The sequence below is a fragment of the Cupriavidus sp. USMAHM13 genome, from assembly GCF_001854285.1.
GTDB lineage: Bacteria > Pseudomonadota > Gammaproteobacteria > Burkholderiales > Burkholderiaceae > Cupriavidus > Cupriavidus malaysiensis.
Map to the genome: position 1 here is coordinate 747136 of NZ_CP017751.1, position 22277 is coordinate 769412.

Annotated in this window: 25 protein-coding genes; 15 read left to right on the forward strand and 10 right to left on the reverse strand. The window is 69.7% G+C overall.

Features of this window, described 5'->3' with window-relative positions; translation table 11 throughout:
* Nucleotides 1-239 precede the first annotated feature (239 nt).
* The 3 genes from dksA to BKK81_RS03340 form a co-directional block, all read right to left on the reverse strand.
* Entirely contained in the window at nt 240-926 is a 687-nt protein-coding gene (gene dksA / locus BKK81_RS36245) for an RNA polymerase-binding protein DksA (RefSeq protein WP_231907969.1), read from the reverse strand.
* Nucleotides 927-1236: 310 nt separating this feature from the next.
* Nucleotides 1237-2337: a CobW family GTP-binding protein gene (locus BKK81_RS03335; RefSeq protein WP_071010751.1), complete on the reverse strand. Its 1101-nt coding sequence runs from the start codon at nt 2335-2337 to the stop codon at nt 1237-1239.
* Between the two features lie 60 nt (nt 2338-2397).
* Nucleotides 2398-2928 (reverse strand): Fur family transcriptional regulator, encoded by a 531-nt coding sequence (locus BKK81_RS03340; protein WP_071010752.1) that lies wholly within the window; start codon nt 2926-2928, stop codon nt 2398-2400.
* 158 nt (nt 2929-3086) lie between these two features.
* Here BKK81_RS03340 and BKK81_RS03345 point away from each other — a divergent pair, with 158 nt between their 5' ends.
* From BKK81_RS03345 to BKK81_RS03370, 6 genes are all read left to right on the forward strand, one after another.
* Entirely contained in the window at nt 3087-3992 is a 906-nt protein-coding gene (locus tag BKK81_RS03345) for an alpha/beta fold hydrolase (protein WP_071010753.1), read from the forward strand.
* Nucleotides 3993-4377: 385 nt separating this feature from the next.
* Nucleotides 4378-5364 carry a tripartite tricarboxylate transporter substrate-binding protein gene (locus BKK81_RS03350; protein ID WP_071010754.1) on the forward strand — a complete coding sequence of 329 codons (987 nt, stop codon included), beginning with the start codon at nt 4378-4380 and terminating at the stop codon, nt 5362-5364.
* A gap of 222 nt (nt 5365-5586) precedes the next feature.
* Nucleotides 5587-6123 carry an ATP-dependent protease subunit HslV gene (hslV, locus tag BKK81_RS03355; protein ID WP_071010755.1) on the forward strand — a complete coding sequence of 179 codons (537 nt, stop codon included), beginning with the start codon at nt 5587-5589 and terminating at the stop codon, nt 6121-6123.
* 41 nt (nt 6124-6164) lie between these two features.
* Nucleotides 6165-7496, forward strand: a complete 1332-nt coding sequence (hslU, locus tag BKK81_RS03360) for an ATP-dependent protease ATPase subunit HslU (protein ID WP_071010756.1) — start codon at nt 6165-6167, stop codon at nt 7494-7496.
* Nucleotides 7497-7801: 305 nt separating this feature from the next.
* Nucleotides 7802-8005 carry a CsbD family protein gene (locus BKK81_RS03365; RefSeq protein ID WP_071010757.1) on the forward strand — a complete coding sequence of 68 codons (204 nt, stop codon included), beginning with the start codon at nt 7802-7804 and terminating at the stop codon, nt 8003-8005.
* Nucleotides 8006-8180: 175 nt separating this feature from the next.
* Nucleotides 8181-8528 carry a hypothetical protein gene (locus BKK81_RS03370; RefSeq protein ID WP_071010758.1) on the forward strand — a complete coding sequence of 116 codons (348 nt, stop codon included), beginning with the start codon at nt 8181-8183 and terminating at the stop codon, nt 8526-8528.
* 29 nt (nt 8529-8557) lie between these two features.
* Here the strand turns inward: BKK81_RS03370 and BKK81_RS03375 are convergent, their stop codons facing one another.
* Nucleotides 8558-9175: a response regulator transcription factor gene (locus BKK81_RS03375; protein WP_071010759.1), complete on the reverse strand. Its 618-nt coding sequence runs from the start codon at nt 9173-9175 to the stop codon at nt 8558-8560.
* A 42-nt stretch (nt 9176-9217) separates the two neighbouring features.
* Nucleotides 9218-10555: an ATP-binding protein gene (locus tag BKK81_RS03380; protein ID WP_083384193.1), complete on the reverse strand. Its 1338-nt coding sequence runs from the start codon at nt 10553-10555 to the stop codon at nt 9218-9220.
* Between the two features lie 197 nt (nt 10556-10752).
* On the opposite strand from BKK81_RS03380, the gene BKK81_RS03385 reads away from it, so the two are divergent.
* A complete protein-coding gene (locus tag BKK81_RS03385) occupies nt 10753-11262 on the forward strand; it encodes a copper chaperone PCu(A)C (RefSeq protein ID WP_071010760.1) in 510 nt (169 codons plus the stop codon).
* Nucleotides 11263-11589: 327 nt separating this feature from the next.
* Here the strand turns inward: BKK81_RS03385 and BKK81_RS03390 are convergent, their stop codons facing one another.
* Nucleotides 11590-12525 carry a LysR family transcriptional regulator gene (locus BKK81_RS03390; RefSeq protein WP_071010761.1) on the reverse strand — a complete coding sequence of 312 codons (936 nt, stop codon included), beginning with the start codon at nt 12523-12525 and terminating at the stop codon, nt 11590-11592.
* Nucleotides 12526-12616: 91 nt separating this feature from the next.
* Here BKK81_RS03390 and BKK81_RS03395 point away from each other — a divergent pair, with 91 nt between their 5' ends.
* Nucleotides 12617-13120 carry a DMT family transporter gene (locus tag BKK81_RS03395; protein WP_071010762.1) on the forward strand — a complete coding sequence of 168 codons (504 nt, stop codon included), beginning with the start codon at nt 12617-12619 and terminating at the stop codon, nt 13118-13120.
* Nucleotides 13121-13135: 15 nt separating this feature from the next.
* Here BKK81_RS03395 and BKK81_RS03400 read toward each other — a convergent pair whose 3' ends face one another.
* The 3 genes from BKK81_RS03400 to BKK81_RS03410 are packed head-to-tail and all read right to left on the reverse strand — an operon-like array spanning nt 13136 to nt 14236.
* Nucleotides 13136-13369 carry a cysteine-rich CWC family protein gene (locus BKK81_RS03400; protein WP_071010763.1) on the reverse strand — a complete coding sequence of 78 codons (234 nt, stop codon included), beginning with the start codon at nt 13367-13369 and terminating at the stop codon, nt 13136-13138.
* A gap of 12 nt (nt 13370-13381) precedes the next feature.
* Complete coding sequence (locus BKK81_RS03405; RefSeq protein ID WP_071010764.1) at nt 13382-13615, reverse strand: zf-HC2 domain-containing protein; 234 nt, start codon at nt 13613-13615, stop codon at nt 13382-13384.
* A gap of 42 nt (nt 13616-13657) precedes the next feature.
* Nucleotides 13658-14236 carry a sigma-70 family RNA polymerase sigma factor gene (locus BKK81_RS03410; RefSeq protein WP_071015998.1) on the reverse strand — a complete coding sequence of 193 codons (579 nt, stop codon included), beginning with the start codon at nt 14234-14236 and terminating at the stop codon, nt 13658-13660.
* 271 nt (nt 14237-14507) lie between these two features.
* On the opposite strand from BKK81_RS03410, the gene argB reads away from it, so the two are divergent.
* From argB to metW, 5 genes are all read left to right on the forward strand, one after another.
* Nucleotides 14508-15425, forward strand: coding sequence for an acetylglutamate kinase (gene argB, locus BKK81_RS03415; RefSeq protein ID WP_071010765.1), 918 nt, complete (start codon nt 14508-14510; stop codon nt 15423-15425).
* Between the two features lie 60 nt (nt 15426-15485).
* The gene (locus BKK81_RS03420; protein ID WP_071010766.1) at nt 15486-16487 is read left to right on the forward strand and encodes a pyrimidine 5'-nucleotidase; all 1002 of its coding nucleotides are present in this window, start codon (nt 15486-15488) and stop codon (nt 16485-16487) included.
* Nucleotides 16474-17142: a nucleoid occlusion factor SlmA gene (gene slmA / locus BKK81_RS03425; RefSeq protein ID WP_071010767.1), complete on the forward strand. Its 669-nt coding sequence runs from the start codon at nt 16474-16476 to the stop codon at nt 17140-17142. The genes BKK81_RS03420 and slmA overlap by 14 nt, the downstream gene beginning before the upstream one ends.
* Before the next feature lie 341 nt (nt 17143-17483).
* Nucleotides 17484-18656, forward strand: coding sequence for a homoserine O-succinyltransferase MetX (gene metX, locus BKK81_RS03430; RefSeq protein ID WP_071010768.1), 1173 nt, complete (start codon nt 17484-17486; stop codon nt 18654-18656).
* Nucleotides 18653-19264: a methionine biosynthesis protein MetW gene (gene metW, locus BKK81_RS03435; protein WP_071010769.1), complete on the forward strand. Its 612-nt coding sequence runs from the start codon at nt 18653-18655 to the stop codon at nt 19262-19264. Before metX ends, metW begins: the two co-directional genes overlap by 4 nt.
* Here metW and BKK81_RS03440 read toward each other — a convergent pair.
* Nucleotides 19243-20235 carry a LysR family transcriptional regulator gene (locus tag BKK81_RS03440; RefSeq protein WP_071010770.1) on the reverse strand — a complete coding sequence of 331 codons (993 nt, stop codon included), beginning with the start codon at nt 20233-20235 and terminating at the stop codon, nt 19243-19245. The genes metW and BKK81_RS03440 overlap by 22 nt on opposite strands.
* A gap of 137 nt (nt 20236-20372) precedes the next feature.
* Here BKK81_RS03440 and BKK81_RS03445 point away from each other — a divergent pair, with 137 nt between their 5' ends.
* Nucleotides 20373-21287, forward strand: a complete 915-nt coding sequence (locus BKK81_RS03445) for a DMT family transporter (RefSeq protein WP_071010771.1) — start codon at nt 20373-20375, stop codon at nt 21285-21287.
* 123 nt (nt 21288-21410) lie between these two features.
* On the forward strand, nt 21411-22262 hold the full coding sequence (locus tag BKK81_RS03450) for an acyl-CoA thioesterase (RefSeq protein WP_071010772.1): 852 nt from the start codon (nt 21411-21413) through the stop codon (nt 22260-22262).
* Nucleotides 22263-22277 lie beyond the last annotated feature (15 nt).

Below are 22277 nucleotides of genomic sequence, written 5' to 3' on the forward strand. Positions count from 1 at the left end.
AGCGCCGCGTGGCGCTGGTTATTGCAACAAAGTTGCGACTGTAACAGAAAGCCGGCCCGACGCACAGCCGGGCCCAGGCCTCCATCTTAGGCCGGTGTCGATGACACCACAAAGACAGAATGACTGCCCGCCGCCGGCCAGGTGGCGGGCGCGCAGGGCGGCCCGCACAAAACAAAACGGCCCGGCAAGCCGGGCCGTGCTCTGGCGGGGGCGCGCTGCCCGCCGGAAGCCGGCAATGCTCAGTCGCCGAACAGCTTCTGGCGCAGTTCGCGGCGCTGCTGGGCTTCCAGCGACAGCGTGGCGGTGGGGCGCGCCAGCAGGCGCGGCACGCCGATCGGCTCGCCGGTTTCCTCGCACCAGCCGTACTCGCCGGATTCGATGCGGACCAGGGCCTGCTCGACCTTCTTCAGCAGCTTGCGCTCGCGATCGCGGGTGCGCAGCTCGAGGGCATGCTCTTCCTCGATGGTGGCGCGGTCGGCCGGATCCGGCACGATGACCGTTTCGCGCAGGTGCTCCGTCGTCTGGTCGGCGTTCTTCAGGATGTCGTCGCGCAGCTGTTCAAGGCGATGCTTGAAGAAAGCGAGTTGCGCTTCATTCATGTAATCCTTGTCGCCCATCTTCAGGATTTCAGCTTCAGTCAGAAGTTTATTGCTGCTCATGGTTGCTGCTGATTCTCTTGTTGATGCGACCGGCGGGGCGGGGCTCCGCTCGGGTGCAGTGTCCGGCTGCTTGCGCGGCGTGGACGTTTCACTCTGGCTGGCTGCAGTCTTGCTGCTTCGCGTGCCTCCCTTGGACCCGCTTGCAGCGGCGCGCGCCGTGTCACTGCGGGATCCCGATGCCGCCTTGCGGGACGGCGCCTCTATCGTCTCGGCCGCAACGCTAGCTGTCTTGCTGCGGCTTTCCTTCGTTTTTGTTGCGGCTGACATGGGACACCTCTCTTTCGCGTCGATCTGGGATGACGCTTGCCGGTGCCCCGGGGCGGAATCAGGCGGTCTCCGCACGAAGCACTGCGACCGCGCCTGGCGACCCACCTCGTACCGACGACGGACGCCGTCCTGCCGAACTCGGGTGGCGAATTCCAAGCCACGCCGCCCGCACTAAATCCGACCTATTGTACTTGAACAAATTTTTCCGAGATACGGGGGAAAACCGGTCGATTTTGGCGGTCTTTTCCGATCCAGACCCCAAATCCCACCCGAAAGGGGGGCATGCGGGGCCGGACCGGCGGGCCGGCGCTCAGGCCAGGCAGTTGGCCAGGCCCTTCAGGATGGCGTCCTTGGGCAGGTCGACGCCGATGAACACCATCTTGGTGCCAGGCGTTTCGTCGCCCCACTTGGCCCCGACATCGCTGCCCATCAACTGGTGCACGCCCTGGAACACGACCTTGCGGTCCACGTTCTGCATGTACAGCACGCCCTTGTAGCGCAGCAGTTTCTCGCCGTACACCGACAGGATGCCGGACAGGAACTCCTCCAGCTTGCCATAGTGGAAAGGTTGCTCGCTGCGGAAGACGAAGGAAGCGATGCGATCGGTGTGATGGTGGTGGTGGTGGTGATCGTGCGCATGGCCGTGGCCATGGTCGCCATGAGCGTCATGGCCATGGTCATGGCCACAGTCGGCGCCGCACTGCTCGCCGTGCTCGTGGTCATGCCCGTGGTCGTGATCGTGCTCGTCGTCGGCGCGCAGGAAGTCGGGGTCGATCTCCAGCTTGGCGTTCAGGTTGAAGCCGCGCAGGTCGAAGATGGCGTCGATCGGCGCTTCGCCGAAGTGCGCGGTGCGGATCGGCGCGCGCGGGTTCATGTGCAGCAGGCGGTGGCGCAGCTCCGCCACCTCGGGCTCGCCGACCAGGTCGGCCTTGGTGATGAAGATGGCGTCGGCGAAGCCCACCTGGCGCTGCGCCTCTTCCTGCTTGTCCAGCTGCTGCTCGGCGTGCTTGGCGTCGACCAGCGTGACCACCGCGTCGAGCAGGTAGCGCTGCGCGATCTCCTCGTCCATGAAGAAGGTCTGCGCCACCGGACCGGGATTGGCCACGCCGGTGGTTTCGATCACGACGCGATCGAAGTCGATCTCGCCGGCATCGCGGCGGCTGATCAGCTGCGACAGCGCGGCCACCAGGTCGCCGCGGATGGTGCAGCAGATGCAGCCGTTGCTCATCTGCACGATCTGCTCGCGGCCGTCCTGCACCAGGATCTCGTTGTCGATGTTCTCTTCGCCGAACTCGTTCTCGATCACGGCGATCTTCATGCCGTGCTGCTCGTTCAGGATGCGCTTGAGCAGCGTGGTCTTGCCGCTGCCGAGGAAGCCCGTCAGGATGGTGACCGGGATCAGTTTGGACATTGTCGTTCTCCGTGGAAGGGGAAAGGCGCGGCGCCGCACGGGCGGGCGGTGCCGCCTCGTTTATTCGGGTTGCGCCGGCGCTGCCTGCCGCGCAGGTTCGGTGCGCGCGCCGCATTCGGCGCAGATGCCATTGACGGTCAGCTCGACGTGTTCGACGGCGAAGCCGCTGGGCACGCGCGGGGCGTCCAGCCCGGCGGGCACGCTGCCGTCGTCCAGGCAGAAGGTGCGGTCGCAGCGCGTGCAGTGGAAATGGCTGTGCCGGCGATGGACCTGGGCGCGCGCCGCCTCGTGCTCGACCAGGCTGAAGCGGAAGACGCGGTCGTTGCCGGCGCGCTTCTGCGCCAGGCCTTGTTCGACCAGCCAGTCGAGCACGCGGTAGACGGTCACGCGGTCGATGGCTTCGCCGGTGGCGGGAATGCGGTCGAGCACCGCCTGGTGGGTCAGGGCTTCGTCGCTGCCGATCAGGCAGGCCAGGATGCACAGGCGCGGCTGCGTCACGCGCGCGCCCAGCCGCCGCAGGCGTTCGCGCGCGTCGTCCAGGGCGGCTGCGGCCGGCGCGCCGGCCGGCCAGGTCTCGGAGGGGTGGGTCATGACCCGATTTAACCATAGCCCCCTGGGTGATGCAATTTAGTTGCAATTCTGGCGGGGCTGGCCATGCCTTGGCTTCCGTCGCGGCGAATGCGCCTATCATCGCCAACAAGAGGCCGGCGTCCCGCCGCGGGGCGCCGCCGCCAGGGAGGAGACCCGAGATGCTCAATGACGCGAGCGCGCTGCTGTATCCCAACTTCGAACCCTTGCGCCTGAAGGTGGGCGGCGCGGAGATCGCCGGCGTGCGGGGCGGCTCCGGCCCGCCGCTGCTGCTGCTGCATGGCTTTCCCCAGAGCCACCTGATCTGGCACAAGGTGGCGCCGGCGCTGGCCGACCACTTCACCGTGATCGCCACCGACCTGCGCGGCTATGGCAGCAGTTCGGCGCCGCCCGGCGGGCCCGGGCATGCCGCCTACAGCAAGCGCGCCATGGCGCAGGACCAGGTCGCGCTGATGGCGGCGCTCGGCTACCCGCGCTTCGCGCTGTGCGCCCACGATCGCGGCGCGCGCGTGGCGCACCGGCTCTGCATGGACCATCCGGAGGCGGTCAGCCGCCTGATGCTGCTCGATATCGCCCCCACGCTGGCCATGTACGAGCGCACCAGCATGGCCTTCGCCGCCGCCTACTGGCACTGGTTCTTCCTGATCCAGCCAGAGCCCCTGCCGGAAACCCTGATCAATGCCGAGCCCGACTTCTTCCTGGCGCGCTGCCTGGGCCTGGGCATGCGCCAGGGCGGTCCCGAGCCGTTCGCCGCCGATGCCCTGGCCGCCTATGGCGCAGCCATGCGCGAACCGGCGCGCGTGCATGCCATGTGCGAGGACTACCGTGCCTCGGCCGGCGTCGACCTGGAGCACGACCGCGCCGACCGCGAGGCCGGGCGCCGGCTGGCGCCCCCGCTGCGGGTGCTGTGGGGCGAGCACGGCGTGGTCGCGCGCTGCTTCGAGCCGCTGGCGCTGTGGCAGGAAGTCGCGCAGGACGTCAGCGGGCAGGCGCTGCCCTGCGGTCACTACGTGCCGGAGGAGGCCGCCGAGGCACTGGCCGGGGAGATGCTGGCCTTCTTCCGTTGAGGCGGTTGCGGCGCCGGCACGCCGGAGCGCCAGGGCGGCCAGGCACCCGGTGCAGCGCCGCGACGGCCTGTTTTGTGACGCTTGTTTCTCATATCTCCTGTTTTCCGTTCCACCAGGCAGGCGGCCGCTGCGCCGCCAGGCCGCTCCGCCGCCACAGCCAGCGACCGGGTTAGCACTAATGTGTCTGGATGTCTGCAATTGATAGCATTGCGCTCCGCCCACCCCGGAGCCGGCGCATTGCCGCGGGGTGACGCCGGGGCGAGGCCGGATCTGCGGCGCCTCGCGGCACTGGGCGGCCCGCCGCGAGCGGCGGCGGGCACGCGCCTGGCGAATCCGGCCGGGCGCCATACCGTGGACGGGAACAACAGGGTATCCAGGAGAGAAGATGAAACGAGTTGCACTGAAGGTGGCGGCCGCGCTGGCGGTCGGTCTGATTTGGGTGACGCCTGGCGCACATGCTGACGAGTATCCGGGCAGCAAGCCGGTGTCGGCCGTGGTGCCGTTCTCCGCCGGCGGTCCGACCGACAAGGTTGCGCGCGAGCTGACCATGATCATGTCCAAGCACCTGGGTACCCAGATCGTCATCGAGAACCTGGGTGGCGCCGGCGGCACCATCGGCGCCAAGAAGGTCGCGCAGGCGCGCAACGACGGCTACACCATCCTGATCCACCACATCGGCATGTCGACCGCGCCGGCGTTGTACCGCAACCTCGGCTTCGACCCGCTCAAGGATTTCGAGATGGTGGGCGAGATCGCCGACGTGCCGATGGTGATGGTCGGCAACAAGAACCTGCCGCCGAGCAACTTCAAGGACCTGCTGCCGTACATCAAGGCCAATGCCAGCAAGCTCTCGCTGGCCAATGCCGGTATCGGCTCGGCTTCGCACCTGTGCGGCCTGCTGTTCCAGAGCGCGATCCAGACCGAGCTGACCACGGTGCCCTACAAGGGCACGGCGCCGGCGCTGACCGACATCCTGGGCGGCCAGGTCAACCTGATATGCGACCAGACCACCAATATCGCCGGCCAGCTCAAGGCGGGCTCGCTCAAGCCCTACGCCGCCATGCAGGCGCGCCGCGTAGAAGCCTTCAAGGACATCCCGACCGCGGGCGAGCAGGGCCTGCCGGGCGTGGAAGTGAAGATCTGGCACGCCATGTACGCGCCCAAGGGCACGCCCAAGCCGGTCATCGACAAGCTGTCGGCGGCCCTGCAGAAGGCCGTGGCCGACCCCAATTTCCGTGCCAAGATGGCCGAACTGGGTGCCGAGGCGGTACCGGCCCAGCGCGCCACGCCGGATTCGCTGCGCACCTTCCTCGCCGGCGAGATCAACAAGTGGACTCCGGTGATCCGCAAGGCCGGCGTCTACGCCGACTGATCCGCGCCCAGGCTGCCCGGCGGGCGGCTTGCCCAGCGCAAAAGGCCACGCCGGCGGCGTGGCCTTTTGCTTTGCGGCGCCGCTGCGCCGCGCCGGCGGGGGGGCGTCTATAGTGAGGGAACCGCTGTGCGGCGCGTGCGCCGCGCAGCCTCCCGGGCGCCGGCCCTTGAATTCGCGCCGGCCGCCGCCACTTGCTGGGCAGATCCCCTCTCCGAAGCCATCATGGAACAGTATCACGGCACCACTATTCTCAGCGTACGCCGCGGCAACCAGGTCGCGCTCGGCGGTGACGGGCAGGTCACGCTCGGCAACGTCGTCATGAAGGGCACGGCGCGCAAGGTACGCCGTATCTACAACGGCAAGGTACTGGTCGGCTTCGCCGGCAGCACGGCCGACGCTTTCTCCCTGCTCGACCGTTTCGAGGCCAAGCTGGAGAAACACCAGGGCCAGCTGACGCGCGCTGCCGTGGACCTCGCCAAGGACTGGCGTTCCGACCGCGCCCTGCGCCGCCTGGAGGCCATGCTGATCGTCGCCGACCGCGACACCACGCTGGTGCTGACCGGCAACGGCGACGTGCTCGATCCCGAGGGCGGCGTGGCCGCGATCGGCTCGGGCGGCTCCTACGCCCAGTCGGCGGCCAAGGCCCTGGTCGAGAATACCGACCTGGCCCCCAAGGACATCGTGGAGAAGTCGCTCACCATCGCCGGCGAACTCTGCATCTACACCAACACCAATTTCGTCATCGAGACGCTGGAATGAGCGTCGGGCGGCCCGCCCCCGGCCATCACTGAACGGATACCATGTCGCAAACCATGACCCCGTCGGAAATCGTTTCCGAACTCGACAAGCACATCATCGGCCAGGACAAGGCCAAGAAGGCCGTGGCCGTCGCCCTGCGCAACCGCTGGCGCCGCCAGCAGGTGGCCGAGCCCCTGCGCCAGGAAATCACGCCGAAGAACATCCTGATGATCGGGCCGACCGGCGTCGGCAAGACCGAGATCGCGCGCCGCCTGGCCAAGCTCGCCGACGCGCCCTTCATCAAGATCGAGGCCACCAAGTTCACCGAGGTGGGCTATGTGGGCCGCGACGTCGACACCATCGTGCGCGACCTCGCCGAGATGGCGGTCAAGCAGACGCGCGAATCGGAGATGAAGAAGGTGCGCGTCAAGGCCGAGGAGGCCGCCGAGGACCGCCTGCTCGACGTGCTGCTGCCGCCCGCGCGCGACGTCGGCTTCGCCCAGCCCGAGGAGAAGGACACCAACACCCGCCAGGTCTTCCGCAAGAAGCTGCGCGAGGGCCAGCTCGACGACAAGGAGATCGAGCTCGAGGTGTCGGCCGGCCTGCCGAGCATGGACATCATGGGGCCGCCGGGCATGGAGGAAATGACCGAGCAGATCCGCTCGATGTTCGCCGGCATGGGCCAGGGCAAGAAGGCGCGCCGCAAGATGAAGGTCAAGGAAGCCTTCAAGCTGCTGGTCGACGAGGAAGCCGCCAAGCTCGTCAATGACGAGGAGCTCAAGCACAAGGCCGTGGCCAATGTCGAGCAGAACGGCATCGTGTTCCTGGACGAGATCGACAAGATCGCCAGCCGCAGCGAGATCGGCGGCGGCGAGGTGTCGCGCCAGGGCGTGCAGCGCGACCTGCTGCCGCTGGTCGAGGGCACCACGGTGAGCACCAAGTACGGCATGATCCGGACCGACCATATCCTGTTCATCGCTTCCGGCGCCTTCCACCTGTCCAAGCCCAGCGACCTGATTCCCGAACTGCAGGGCCGCTTCCCCATCCGCGTCGAGCTGGAGTCGCTGTCGGTATCCGACTTCGAGGCCATCCTGACCCAGACCGATGCCAGCCTGACCAAGCAGTACCAGGCGCTGCTGGCCACCGAAGAGGTCAACCTGGTGTTCGCGCCGGACGGCATCCGCCGGCTGGCCGAGATCGCCTTCTCGGTCAACGAGAAGGTCGAGAACATCGGCGCGCGCCGCCTCTACACGGTGATGGAACGCTTGCTGGAAGACCTGTCGTTCCACGCGGCCAAGTCGTCGGGCGAGACGATCACTGTCGACGCCGCTTACGTCGACGCGCGCCTGGGCGACCTGGTCGGCAACGAGGACCTGTCGCGTTACGTGCTCTGAGCGCACGCGGCATCGGGGCCCTGGTCCGCTTACCGCGGCCGACCGGGCCGCAACAAAAGCGCACCGCAAGGTGCGCTTTTTTTTGTTCCTCGTCCTGGTTCCTCACCCTTGACCTCGGTCTTGCGTCCCGGCTGCCCTGCGGGAATCGACCGACACGCCTTTCGGCGGGGCACGCCTGCTGTGACGTCCGGCGCGCTCCTAAGCTTGTTCTCGCGGGCCGGACCGGACAACCCGGCTGCGCGCTGTCCATCTATCCATCCATCGCACGTGCGCGCGCGCCGTGCTGTGCCAAGCAGGGGGCTGTCATGAATTGGGACCAGATCGCAGGCAAGTGGGACCAGGCCAAGGGCCGGATCAAGGAGAAGTGGGGCCAGCTGACCGACGATGACCTGGCACGCATCCAGGGCAAGCGCGACCAGCTCGCCGGCCGGATCCAGGAGCGTTACGGCTACACCAAGGAGCGCGTGGAAGAAGAACTCAAGGCCTGGGAGCGTGACTCACGCTGGTAAGCCAGGTAAGCATTGGTAAGTGCGCTGGCGCCTGCCGGCGCGCGCTGCGAAGCTGTGCGGCCGCAGTCGCTTGAGGGCGCTGCGGCCGTCGCCTGTACGGGGCGCACGGCGTGGCCGCCGCGGCCCGCCGTGCCCATTTCCGCCGGCATGGCCCGGCTTCGCCGAGGAGGACGAGATGAAACGCGAACTGATGATTTCCACCGCCGTGCTGTGCGGCCTGGCGGCGGCCACGCTGTTCCTGTGCGCGCGGCCCGGACCGGCGGCGGCGCCGGACGCCGCGGCGGCTTGCAGCGCCGGTGGCGGCGCGCCGGCGGCGCGCTTGCCGGCGCTGGTGACTGCCGCCCACGCCGGCACCGTCGTTCCGGCAGGCACCCCCAGCGGGGCTGCGCCGCTGGCGCAGGCCATGCAGGCCGCCGACCTGGTCTGGCGCGCCGATCGCCATGCCGCGGATGCCTTGCGGCTGGCCGATCGCGTAGGCGACGACGACGGCCTGGCCTGGAACTACGTGCAGTTGCGACTCTGAACGCGGGCACGTCCCGCCGGCACCTCCCGTCAGCGCGAGACCGGCCGCTTGCCCAGCTTGCGCTGCAGCGTGCGGCGATGCATGTTCAGCGCGCGCGCCGTTGCCGAGATATTGCCGCCGTGCTCGTTGAGCACGCGCTGGATGTGCTCCCATTCGAGCCGTGCCACCGACAGCGGCACCGGCTCTTCCAGCGCGGCTTCCGCCGCGTCCTCCGACACCCCCGCCATCAGCGCCGTCAGGATCGAGTCGACGTTGGCCGGCTTGGCCAGGTATTCATCCGCGCCCTGCTTGACCGCCGTGACCGCGGTGGCGATGCTCGCATAGCCGGTCAGGATCAGGATGCGCGCGTGCGGCAGCGCGGTACGCAGCGGGCCGATCAGGTGCAGGCCCGAGTCCGCCGGAGCGGTGCCGCCGGCCTCGGCGGGCGCGTTCAGGTGCAGGTCCAGCGTGACATAGGCGAAGGCGGTGCGTTCGGCCAGTGCCAGCGCCTCCTGGCGGGTGTGCGCCACCTGCACGGCGTAGCCGCGGCGTGCCAGCGCGCGCGCCAGCGTGCCGGCGAAGACGGTGTCGTCGTCGACGACCAGGAAGGGGGCGCCGGCGGGGTCGCCCGGAGCGTCGCCGGCAGCGGTGGGGGGGACTTCATTCATGGCGGATCTCGGGAGATGTCTCGGGAAACAGGCTTGGAGGATTCAGGCGCCGGCGGCCGCGCGCGCGGCCAGGGGCAGGCGCAGCTCGGCGACGGTGCCGCCGCCGGCATGGTCGTGCCAGCTCAGGCGGCCGCCCATGCGCAGCGCCGTGCTTTGCGCCAGGTAGGCGCCGATACCCTGGCCGCCGTGCGAGCTGGCCACCGGGGCTTCGCCCAGGTGCTGGCGCAGCAGCGGTGCGATGCCGCCGCCGTGGTCGGCCACGCGGAAGCACAGCGTGGCGTGCGGGGTGCCGCTTTCCAGCGCGATCGACAATTGCAGCGGCGGGGTGGCGCCCTGCTGGCTGCGCGCCGCGTTGTCGAGCAGGATGGTGAGGATCTGGCCGACCCGGGCCGGCTCGATTTCCTGCGCGGCGGCCGCGGGCGCGGCACTGGCTTGCAGCTGCGCCTGCGGGTGGCGCAATTGCCAGCGCTCGACGAAGGCCGGCAGCCAGGAGGCGATGGCTTGGGGCGCCACCGTGGCATGGTCTTCGCGCAGCCGGGCCAGGATCGACTTGCACAGCTCGATCTGCTGCTCCATGGTCTGCAGGTCGGCCAGGTAGCCTGCCACCGGCGTGGCGCCGTGCTGGCGGTGCTCGGCATCGCCGCGCAGTTCGCCCGCGATCACCGCCAGCGTGGACAGCGGCGTGCCGATCTCATGGGCCACCGCGGCGGCCTGCGCATTGAGCGCTTCCACGCGCGCCTCGCGCAGCAACTGCTCCTGCGCCTGGCTGAGCTGGGCGTCGCGCTGGCGCAGCACGCCGGACAGCCGCGCCACGAAAAAGGCGATCATCACCGCGCTGGCGACGAAGTTCAGCCACATGCCGGCCAGGTGGTAGTTGACCGCGTTGTCCGGGTTGATCAGGTTCAGCGGCACGTATTCGAGCAGCAGCACCGAATAGCAGGCCAGCGCGAACAGCGCCAGCGCCATCACCATGCGCCACGGCAGGATGGCCGCCGCGATCGCCAGTCCCGGCAGGTAGAAGGAGACGAAGGGATTGGTGGCGCCGCCGGTGAAGAACAGGATGGCGGACAGCGCGGTCAGGTCGACCATCAGCTGACCCATCAGTTCCGCGTCGCTGGGCGCGGCGTCGTCGCTGGAGTGCAGATGCAGCCGCAGGCCCGTCATCAGGTTGAACAGGGTCTGCAGCGCGAAGATGATCAGCAGCGGGCGGTAGGGCAGGATGACGCCGGCCAGCGCCTCGCAGGTCAGCAGCATGGTCGCCTGCGCGCTCAGCAGCGCCCAGCGCAGCCAGAACAGCCGGCGCAGGCTCACCAGGTTGTGGCGCGCCTGGCCGTCGGCCGCCGGCGCGAAGGGGGCGTACAGGAAGAGAGCGGATGGCATGGCGGCAGTGTAGCAACGCACGCGCCGGTCGGCCGGCGCGTGCGACACCTTGCCGCATTGGTGCGCCGGCGCGGCGCTGCCAGACTGGACGATCCGCCCGCGCGCCAAGATGCCGGACGCTGGCCGCCACCGTCCCGCGTGGTCTAATGTGAGTCCTGCAGCAGAACCAACCAGACCCATCTTCAGGAGAGTCAGTCATGCATGCCAAGTTCCGTGCGGCCCGCGCCGCCGCTTCCTGTGTCGCCCTGTTCGCCGCCCTGGCCTCCGGCGCGGCGCTGGCCCAGGTCGACGTCAGCAATGCCTGGGCGCGCGGCACCGTGCCGGCCCAGACCGCCTCCGGGGCTTTCATGACCCTGCACGCCCATGAGGCGGCCAAGCTGGTGGGCGTGTCCTCGCCCGTCGCGGCCAGCGTGGAGCTGCACGAGATGAAGATGGACGGCAGCGTGATGCGCATGCGCCCGGTGGCCTCGATCGACCTGCCCAAGATGCAGGACGTCGAACTGAAGCCGGGCGGCTACCACGTGATGCTGATGGGCCTGAAGGGCCAGCTCAAGGCCGGCGACAAGGTGCCCCTGACGCTGAAGATCGAGCAGGGCGGCAAGGTCACCGAGCAGCGCGTCGAAGCCGAGGTGCGCGACCTGGGCGCCATGGGGCAGGGAGCCATGGGGCAAGGTGGCCAAGGTGGCCATAGCGGCCACATGCACTGAGCGCCGCCGCAGGGCACGGGCAGCCGCCATGGCCAACAAGCAGCTGGGCACCCGGCAGAAGCTGGTCTACCGTGGCGGCACCGGCGTGCCGGCGCGCGGCGCGGCCCGGCCGCCCGCTCCGCCACCGCGCCGCGGGCGCGCGCCTCTTCCAGCGTCCCCTCCCGCGCCCGGCGCAGGAACCTTGCCGCAGCCCTCGCCTGGCCGGCCAGCCGTCCGCCGCGGCGGCCCGGCCGCGAAGCGGCACGATACGCCGTCGGGCCAGCCCGCCGGGGCAGCCGAGCAGTCTGACGGCTGCGGCGACGCCGACGATGCCGGCGATTCCAGTGCTCAGCCGCGCAGGCTGATCGATTCTCCCGATTCCTGACCCGCGGCCGCGGCCACCACCCGTTCGCGCAGCCACATGTGGCCGGGATCCGCTTCGATGCGCTCGTGCCAGATCATGCTGAAGGTCAGCCCCGGCAGCGCGAACGGCGGGTCGAACACGGCGAAGCGCGGGTCTTCCTGCAGCGCGGCCAGGCTGCGCCGTGCCGTCGTCAGTACCAGGTTGGTCCCGGCGATCAGCGCGGGCGCCACGCTCCAGTGCGGCAGCACGCAGGCGATCTTGCGGCGGCCGCCGAGCTTGGCCACGGCCGCGTCGATGGCGTCGACGCGCTCGCTGTGCGTGGCCACCAGCACATGGGAACGCGCCAGGTAGGCGACCTGGTCGAGCCGGCCGTTGTCGCGTACCGTGGCGGCGTCGACCGCGCAGGCATAGTCATCCTCGAACAGCGTCTGTGCGCGCACGCTTTCCGGCGGATTGGCGAACACGCCCAGCGCGGCGTCGATCTCGCCGTCCGCCACCTTGGCCGTCATTGCCTCACGGCTGGCCTGCGTCACCACCAGGTCGATGCCCGGCGCGGCCTTGCGCACCGCGCGCAGCAGGCGCGGCAGCACCACCATGGCGCCGTAGTCGGACATGGCCAGGCGGAAGGTGCGGCGCGCGGTCGCCGGCTGGAAGCCGGACGGCCCCAGCAGGATGCGCACCTGCGCCAGCGCCTCGGCCAGCGGGCCGGAGAGCTCGTGGGCGCGCGCGGTCAGCACCAGGCCGCCCTGGCCGCGCACCAGCAGCGGATCGTCGAGCAGTTGGCGCAGGCGGCCGAGCGCATGGCTGACGGCCGGCTGGCTCAGGTGCAGGCGCAGCGCCGCGCGCGAGATATGGCGTTCCGCCAGCAGGGCTTCCAGCACCACCAGCAGGTTCAGGTCGATAGCACGTAGATTATTCATGCTGCGAATATTAAATCTTTGAAGTCGGAATTGGAATTTTTAAAGGGAATATTTGAAACTGAGCGCTCTCGGATATTCCTCGGATCGCGCCATGGCTTCGCTTCTCGCTTCCCCCTCCGCCCTGCTGCCGTCGCTGCTGATGGGCGTCGCCGCCGGCGCGGTCATTCCCCTGCAGGCCGGGGCCAACGGCGGGCTGGGCCGCGCGCTGGGCCATCCCTTGTGGGCGACCCTGGTCTCGCTGCTGGTCAGCCTGGTGGCGGTGGTGCTGGTGCTGGCGGCGCTGCGCGTGCCGCTGCCGGCGGTCGGTGCGGCCGCCGGCGTGCGCGGCTGGATGTGGAGCGGTGGCCTGCTCGGTGCCTTCTATATCACCGCCGCGCTGGTGCTGGCGCCGCGGCTGGGCGCGGGCAGCTTCATCGCCGCGGTGGTGGCAGGGCAGATGCTGGCGGCGCTGGCGGCCGACCGGTTCGGCCTGGCCGGGTTTGCCGTGCGCGAACTGAGCGCTGCGCGCCTGGGCGGGGCCTTGCTGGTGGTGCTGGGGGTGGCGGTGATGCAGTGGGGCGGTGCGCCAGGCGTGCGGGCCGCGGCCGGCGCCTGAGCCCGGGCGCCCCGCTCAGTCCTGTCCGGCGCGGCGCTGCCGCAGGCAGTCGGGACAGAGGCAGTGCCGGCCCGGCACGATGGCGCGCGCCGGCAGCAGCGGCTCGCTGGCGCACCAGCAGGCGGGCAGGCCGGCCGCGTGGCCGCAGACGAAACCCTTGCCGCAGCGGCTGCAGTGCTCGACCGGCCGCAACTGGCCGGTCAGCACGGCGCAGGCGGGGGCGGGAGGCGGGGCCGGCCGGTCGCTCATGTGGCGTTTGCCTCAGCCTTCCCGGCGTGGCCCGGCCGCGCCGTCGTCGCGGCCGAGGTGGCGCATGGCGGCGCGCATCAGGCGCATCTGGCCGGCGAACCGGGTGCAGGCGTCGCAGATCGTCAGGTGGCTGCGCACGCGCAGGCGCTGGACCCAGCCGAGTTCGCGGTCCAGCCCCTGCATGGTGAGCTGGTGCACCTCGTGGCAGGTCGGCATCAGGCGGCGGCGTGGCGGCGTATCAGGCATGGTTTCCTAGGAGGGGCGGGCGGGTTCCCGGGCCGGCCGGCATCAGCCCGCGCGCTGGCCGAACCAGTTCAGCTCGAGGCATTCGCGCAGGCGCATGCGGGCACGGTAGAGCATCACCCACAGATTGGTCGCGCTGATCTGCAGATCCTGACAGATTTCCTCCGATTCCAGTTCCAGCCACTCGCGCATCATGAAGACGCGCCCGATCTTGGCCGGCAGCCGGTCCACGCACAGTTGCAGGATTTCGAAGAACTCGCGCCGCTCGAAGGTGCGGTCGGGATCGCCCCAGTCGGACGGCGGGGTCTGGTAGTGGCCGTTGCGGGCGAACAGGGCGTCGAAGGCTTCGAGGTCGGACTGCTCGTCGCCGTCCTCGCCCGCGCTCAGCGCCAGCGTCACTTCGCGGCGGCCGCTGCGCAGCGTGTCGATGATCTTGTGCTTGAGGATGCCGATCAGGTAGGTCTTGAGCGCTGACTGGCCGGCGAAGCGCTCGGGGTGTTCCAGCGCCGCCAGCAGCGTTTCCGACACCGTGTCCTCGGCCAGCGCCTCGTCGCGCAGCTGCAGCAGGGCGAAGCGCAGCAGGTGGGGGCGCAGGGACTGCAGTTCGTCAGGATCGAGGGGCATCGGCGCGGCCTGCGGCAAGGTTGAGGGGGCGGGCGGCGGGCATCGCTCGCTGTTGCGCGCATCGCACGTGCGGGGCGCCGCGCCGGGCCTTCCCGGCCGCCGCCAGCGCTGCGTCGGGCGGTGTGCGCGCGCGGCACGCGGTTTCTTGTAAAATCGGCGCCTGCCGCTCCCGGCGACCGGTGCCACGCCTTCCACGGAAGGCGGCGAACCCGCCGCGCAGCGATTTTGACACGATCATGATACTTGTTGAACCTCTCGGATGTCCCCTGCCATGAACGCCGACGCACCCGGGCCTGCCGTCACCTCGGTAGCCGCCATCGCCCCCTCCCTGAAGGCTGAGATCCTCGCCGAGGCGCTGCCTTATATCCGCAAGTTCCACGGCAAGACCATCGTGGTCAAGTACGGCGGCAACGCCATGACCGAGGAGAAGCTCAAGCACGGCTTCGCGCGCGATGTGATCCTGCTCAAGCTGGTCGGCATGAATCCGGTGGTGGTGCACGGCGGCGGCCCGCAGATCGACGAGGCGCTGAAGAAGGTCGGCAAGGTCGGCACCTTCATCCAGGGCATGCGCGTCACCGACGAAGAGACCATGGAAGTGGTCGAGTGGGTGCTGGGCGGCGAGGTGCAGCAGGATATCGTGATGCTGATCAACCAGTACGGCGGCCAGGCCGTCGGCCTGACCGGCAAGGATGGCGGGCTGATCCGCGCCAAGCGCCTGCAGATGCCGGACCGCGAGAATCCGGGCACCTTCATCGACATCGGCTTCGTCGGCGACATCGAGGCGATCAACCCGGCGGTGGTGCGCGCCCTGCAGGACGACGCCTTCATTCCCGTGATCTCGCCGATCGGCTTCTCCGACGACGGCCAGGCCTACAACATCAACGCCGACGTGGTCGCCGGCAAGATGGCCGAGATCCTGAAGGCCGAGAAGCTGGTGATGATGACCAACATCCCCGGCGTGATGGACAAGAAGGGCAATCTGCTGACCGACCTGTCGGCGCGCGAGATCGAGGAGCTGTTCGCCGACGGCACCATCTCCGGCGGCATGCTGCCGAAGATCTCGTCGGCGCTCGATGCCGCCAAGAGCGGCGTCAATTCGGTGCACATCATCGACGGCCGCATCGAGCACTCGCTGCTGCTGGAAATTCTTACCGAGCAGGCGTTCGGCACCATGATCCGCTCGCACTGAGCGGACCCGTCGCGGCGGCGCCTGCACGCCGCCGCGACCGTTACTCCACTTCTCGACGGCTTGTCCTACCCCTACCCAACGCGAACGCATGGCACGCGCCGCGGCCGCCTGCGCCGCGCCGCCGGCAATACGGCCGGGCCCACCGTCTGGCTGTTCGATCTCGACAATACGCTGCACGATGCCTCGCACGCCATTTTCCCGGCCATCAACCGGCAGATGACGGCCTACGTGGCGCGCGTGCTCGGCTGTGACGAGGCCCGTGCCAGCGAGGTGCGCGTGGCCTACTGGCAGCGCTACGGCGCCACGCTGCTGGGCATGATCCGGCACCACGGCGTCGACGCCGCCGATTTCCTGCGCGCCGCGCACGACTTTCCCGAGCTGGCGCGCATGGTCAAGGTCAGGCGCGGCCTGGCCGCACACCTGCGGCGCCTGCCCGGGCGCAAGATCCTGGTGACCAATGCGCCGCAGGACTATGCGCTGGCGGTGCTGCGCATCGCCGGCATCGCCCAGTATTTCGAACGCGTAGTGGCGATCGAGCAGATGTGGGTGCACGGGCACCTGCGGCCCAAGCCCGATCGCCGCATGCTGCGCCGGTTGCTGGCACAGGAGCGCATCGCGCCGCACCGCGCCGTGCTGGTCGAGGACACGCTGTCGCACCTGAAGCGCTACGCGGGCATGGGCATCGGCACCGCCTGGGTCACCGGCTACCTGCGCGCGCTGGCGCCGGCCCGCCCGCAGGCCTTGCCGGCTCCGGCCGAGGCCGCGGTGCCGGGCGTCACCGCCGACGCCGTGCTGCGTACCACCCTCGCGGCCGAGGATGGCCGCCATGCCCCGCACACCGCGCAGGAGCGCGCCGTGACCCTGGTCGCGGCCGAGGCCCAGGTACCGCCAGCCGGGTCCGAAGGGCGCCAGCCGCCGGCACCGCAGGCGATGCCGGACAGCGCGCCGCGGGTGCGCGCCCGCGTCGTCAATCGTCCCGCCTATGTGAAGGTAAAAGTACAATCCATGCATCAACTCCAACGACAACGACAAACGCGGAGCAAGGGTCATGATGCACAGTAACGGGCACACTAGCGGCCCGGCGCCGGCCGCGCCCGCCGGCGCCGTCCAGGACGGCGGCGACGCCGCCGCGCCCGCGCGCAAGCGTCCCCGCCCGGGCGAGCGCCGCATCCAGATCCTGCAGACCCTGGCCGGCATGCTCGAGCATCCGCGCGGGGAGAAGATCACCACCGCTGCGCTGGCGGCCAAGCTCGGCGTGTCCGAGGCGGCCCTGTACCGGCACTTCGCCAGCAAGGCGCAGATGTTCGAAGGCCTGATCGGCTTCATCGAGCAGTCGGTGTTCGGCCTCATCAACCAGATCACCACGCAGGAAGAGCACGGCCTGCGCCAGGCGCATGCGATCGTGCGCATGCTGCTGTCCTTCGCCGAGAAGAATCCGGGCATGACGCGCGTGCTGACCGGCGAGGCGCTGGTCGGCGAGCACGAGCGCCTGCAGGAGCGCATCAACCAGATGATCGACCGCATCGAGGCCTCGCTGCGCCAGTGCCTGAAGGTCGCCGTCAGCCAGGGCGCCTTCCCGCCCGACGCGGACGTGTCGATGCGCGCCGCGCTGATCGTGTCCGCGGTGCAGGGCCAGTGGCACCGCTATGCCAAGAGCGGTTTCCGCAAGCTGCCGGGCGAGCACGCCGAGGCCCAGCTGCGCGTGCTGCTGGGCTGACGCGCTGTCGCCGGCGGTGCCCCGCCGGGCACCGCTCCGCTTCCCCGCGCCGCGATCCACGCGGATTGCTCTATAATGTGCCGGTCGCGCCGATTTGATGACTGGCTTGCGGGCGCGCGGCAGCCAGGTGGTGTCCGGATTCCGGTACCGCCCGCCTGCGAATATAAATGCGGCTAAAGAGGTTGGGCCGGCGCCACTGCAACACTGCAACACTGCGACAGAGCAACACTGCAGAGATGCCGCCGGCACGCGGGAAACCGCGGGAGCCCGACTTGGCTGCGATGAGGTTTGCGCAATGCCGGTCGGGTTTTTTTATGCCCGTGCACCAACGGGCTCCATTCATGACAGACGTTGCTCCGCCGCCTGCCCTGCGCGACCTGCCGCCCGATTCCGTCGGCATCGTCGCGCCGCAGCGCATGCATTTCCCCGAGCCGCTCAAGCTGCGCAACGGTTCTTCGATCGCCGGCTACGACCTGATGGTCGAGACCTACGGCACCCTCAACGCCGAGCGCAGCAACGCCGTGCTGGTCTGCCACGCGCTCAATGCCTCCCACCACGTGGCCGGCATCTATGCCGACGACCCGCGCGACGTGGGCTGGTGGGACAATATGGTCGGTCCGGGCAAGCCGCTCGACACCGACCGTTTCTTCGTCATCGGCGTCAACAATCTCGGTTCCTGCTTCGGCTCGACCGGCCCCATGAGTCCCAATCCGGCCACCGGCCTGCCCTATGGCGCGGCCTTCCCGGTGGTGACGGTGGAGGACTGGGTCAATGCGCAGGCGCGCGTGGCCGATGCGTTCGGCATCCGCCAGTTCGCCGCGGTGATGGGCGGCAGCCTCGGCGGCATGCAGGCGGTGGCCTGGAGCCTGATGTACCCGGAGCGCCTGCGCCACTGCATCGTGGTCGCCTCCACGCCCAAGCTGTCGGCGCAGAACATCGCCTTCAACGAGGTTGCGCGCAGCGCCATCCTGTCCGACCCCGATTTCCACGGCGGCAACTACTACGCGCACGGCGTCAAGCCCAAGCGCGGCCTGCGCGTGGCCCGCATGATCGGCCACATCACCTACCTGTCCGACGAGGACATGGCGGAGAAATTCGGCCGCGAGCTGAAGACCGAGGACATCCGCTTCTCCTTCGACGTCGAGTTCCAGGTGGAGAGCTACCTGCGCTACCAGGGCGACAAGTTCGCCGAGTATTTCGACGCCAACACCTACCTGCTGATCACGCGCGCGCTCGATTACTTCGACCCCGCGCTGGCCTTCGGCGGCAACCTGACCCGCGCGATGGCGCAGACCCAGGCGAGCTTCCTGGTGGCCAGCTTCACCACCGACTGGCGCTTCGCCCCCAACCGCAGCCGCGAGATCGTCAAGGCACTGCTCGACAACAAGCGCCCGGTCACCTACGCCGAGATCGACGCACCGCATGGCCACGACGCCTTCCTGCTCGACGACGCGCGCTACCACAACCTGATGCGCGCCTACTACGAGCGCGTCGCTGAGGAGATCGGCGCATGAATGCCGCGGCCAATCCCAATATCCTGGCGCTGCGCCCCGACTTCCGCGCCATCGCGCGCTGGGTCGAGCCGAACTCGACCGTGCTCGATCTCGGCTGCGGCGACGGCAGCCTGCTGCGCGTGCTGCAGGACGAACTGTCGGTGCAGGCCTACGGCGTGGAGATCCGCGACGAGGGCGTGCTGTCATGCGCGCAGAAGGGTGTGCACGTGATCCAGCAGGACCTGGAGGGCGGGCTCAAGCTGTTCGAGGACAAGAGCTTCGACACGGTGATCCTGTCGCAGACCCTGCAGACCATCCACAACACCGCGCAGGTGCTGCGCGACACGCTGCGCGTGGGACGCGAGTGCATCGTGTCCTTCCCCAACTTCGGCTACTGGCCGCACCGGCTGTCGGTGTTCCGCGGCAGCATGCCGGTGTCGGAGTCGCTGCCCTACCAGTGGTACGACACCCCCAACGTGCGCGTGCTGACCATCAAGGATTTCGAGGCGCTGGCGCCCAAGGTCGGCCTGCGCGTGCTCGACCGCGTGGTCATGCACGAGGGCGTGACGGTCAACTGGGCCGCCAACTGGCGCGGCAGCCTGGCCGTCTACCGCGTCTGCTCGGCCTGAGCCGGCGCGGCCAGGTGGTCGATGAAGGCGCGCACCTTGGGGGCCAGGTGCCGCGTCGGCGTGTACACGGCGTAGGCGGTGCCGGCATAGGGTTCCAGCACGCGCCAGTCGTCGAGCACGCTCACCAGGCTGCCGTCGGCCAGGCCCTGCGCCGCGGCGAAGTCGGGCACCAGCCCGATGCCGGCGCCGGCCGCGGCCATCGCCACGATGGCCGCGCTGTTGTTCACCGTTACCCGCGGCGGCACCCGCACGGTGACCGTCTCGGCCATTTCGGCCGTGGCGTTGCTGTCGCTTTCCGCCCCTGCTGCTTTTCCCGCCTCTGCCGTTTCCCCCTCCGTCGCGCGGTCCTCGCGCCGCAGCGTCCATTGCTCGCCGAATGCGCCGTAGCCCAGGTACAGGCAAGGCAGCGCCGGCAGTGCCGCGGGCGTGCCTGGCACGCCGTGGCGTGCCAGGAAGGCCGGTGCGGCCACCAGCCGGTAGCGCACCGCGCATAGCGGCCGCGCCACCAGGCCCGGCGCCAGGTCGCGCGCGATGCGCACGGCCACGTCGACGCCTTCCTCGACCAGGTCCACCAGGCGATCGGTCAGCGACAGTTGCAGTTCCAGTCCCGCATGGCGCGCCAGCAGCGCGGGCAGGCGCGGGGCCAGCCAGGCCTGGCCGAACGAGACCGGGGCGCTGACGCGCAGCAGGCCGCGCGGCTCGCCCGGCTGGGCGCCGGCCAGCGCCTCGACCTCGCGCGCGCCCGCCAGCATGCGCGTGCAGGCCGCGTAGACCGCACGGCCCGGCTCGGTCAGCGCGACCGCGCGCGTGGTCCGCTGCAGCAGGGCGGTTCCCAGCGCCGCCTCCAGCCGCGACACATGGCGGCTGGCCGCCGAAGGTGTCATGCCGAGCTGGCGCGCGGCCGCTGAGAAACTGCCGGCATCGACCACGCGGGCGAACACGGCCATGGCATTGAGGGAGGGCATCGGCATCCGCAGTCGCTCCTTGGGGTGTCGGATTTTGACTTTTTGTCACATGGTAATTGTTCAGTGGACGGATTGTTGATCTGGATGGCGGGTGGAAGAATGGCCCGCACCGGTCCTCCGCTGACCTCGACGCAAATCCCGACATGACGAATCCCGCATCCGCGCCGCCGGCGCACGCCGCGACAGGCGGCACCTGGCGCATGGTCGCCGCCATGGCGCTGTCCGGCACCATCGGCGCTTTCGTGGTGATGAGCGGCCAGCCGCCCATCGACGTGGTCTGGTTCCGTTGCCTGCTGGGCGGCCTGGCGCTGCTCGGCGCGCTGGCGCTGCAGCGGGGCTGGAGGCCCATGGACACACGCCAGTGGAGCTGGCTGGCGCTCGGCGGCATCGCGCTGATCCTGAACTGGATCTGCCTGTTCTCGGCCTACCGCTACAGCGGCATCTCGATCGCCACCGTGGTCTATCACACCCAGCCCTTCTTCCTGCTGTGGCTGGTGGCGCTGTTCCAGCGCGAGCGCGTGGGCGCCGGGCGGCTGCCGTGGCTGCTGCTGGCCTTTGCCGGTGTCGTGCTGATCACCGGGCTGGAGCACGGCGGCAGCGGCACGCCTGGCCGGCTGCTGGCCGGCGTCGCGCTGTCCCTGGTTGCGGCCCTGCTGTATGCCGTCACCACCTTCGCCACGCGCCGGCTGCAGGGCCTGCCGCCGGCCCAGATCGCCGGCCTGCAGATGCTGCTGGGAGTGCCGCTGCTGCTGCCGCTGGCCCACCCGGCCCCGGGCAGCTACGGCGCGCAGGCCTGGGGGGCGCTGCTGGCGCTGGGGCTGCTGCATACCGGCGTGATGTACACCTGGCTGTATGCCGCCTTCCAGCGCCTCGGCGTGCTGTCGATCGCGACCCTGTCCTTCATCTATCCGCTGGTCGCCATCGCGATCGATGTGCTCGTCTTTCGCGTCGTACTGAGCCCGGCGCAACTGGCGGGCATGGCCCTGGTGCTGCTGGCCGTGGTTGCCAACCAGCGCGGCTGGCAACTGCCGGGCGGACGCCAGGCTGCGGGCCGTTGAAGGCAGCCGGGCCAGGGCGGGCTCATGCGGGCGATCTGCCGGCCGTGGCACGCGACCAGGCTTGACGGTCAGGCTGACTACGACTACTGTAGCCATCGTTGCCGAACGATCGTACTTTTTTCCATGTCCTCAGTCTCCGCAGTTTCCGCAGACGCGGCCGGAACGCTGGCGCCGCACCCCTTCGACGACGCGCTGGCGCTCGAACCGGCCGGTCCCGACCGCTTCCTCGGCCGCACCACGCCGGCCTACTGGAACATGATCGGCCCCTTCGGCGGCATCACCGCCGCCACGCTGCTGCAGGCGGTGCTGCAGCATCCGCAGCGGCTGGGCGACCCGATCGCGCTGACCGTGAACTTCGCCGGCCCGATCGCCGAAGGTCCGTTCGAGATCGAGGCGCGGCCCTCGCGCACCAACCGCTCGACCCAGCACTGGAGCCTGGAACTGCGCCAGCAGGGCGTGGTGGCGACCACCGCCAGCGCCGTCTTCGCCGTGCGACGCGAGACCTGGGGTTGCGGCGAGGCCGTGCGTCCGGAGGCGCCGCCGCCGGAGCAGGTGCCGGCGGCGGGCGGCTTCGCCCCGGTGCGCTGGCTCAAGGCCTACGATATGCGCCCGCTGCGCGGTGCCAAGCCGAGCGCCGAGGCAGGCACGGAGCATCCGGACAGCCTGACGCAGTTCTGGCTGCGCGACGCGCCGGCGCGTACGCCCGACTTTGCCGCCGTGGCTTCGTGGTGCGATACCTTCTATCCGCGCATCTTCCTCAAGCGCGCCGGCTTCGTGCCGGCCGGCACGGTGTCGCTGACCACCTATTTCCATGCCGACGCCGCCACGCTGGCGGCGCTGGGCGACAGCCACGTGCTGGCCAGCGCCCGGGCGCAGGTGTTCCGGCAGGGCTACTTCGACCAGAGCGCGCAGATCTGGAGCGCCGCCGGCGAGCTGCTGGCGACCTCGCACCAGATCGTCTACTACAAGGAATAGCCGGCGGCGGGCCCG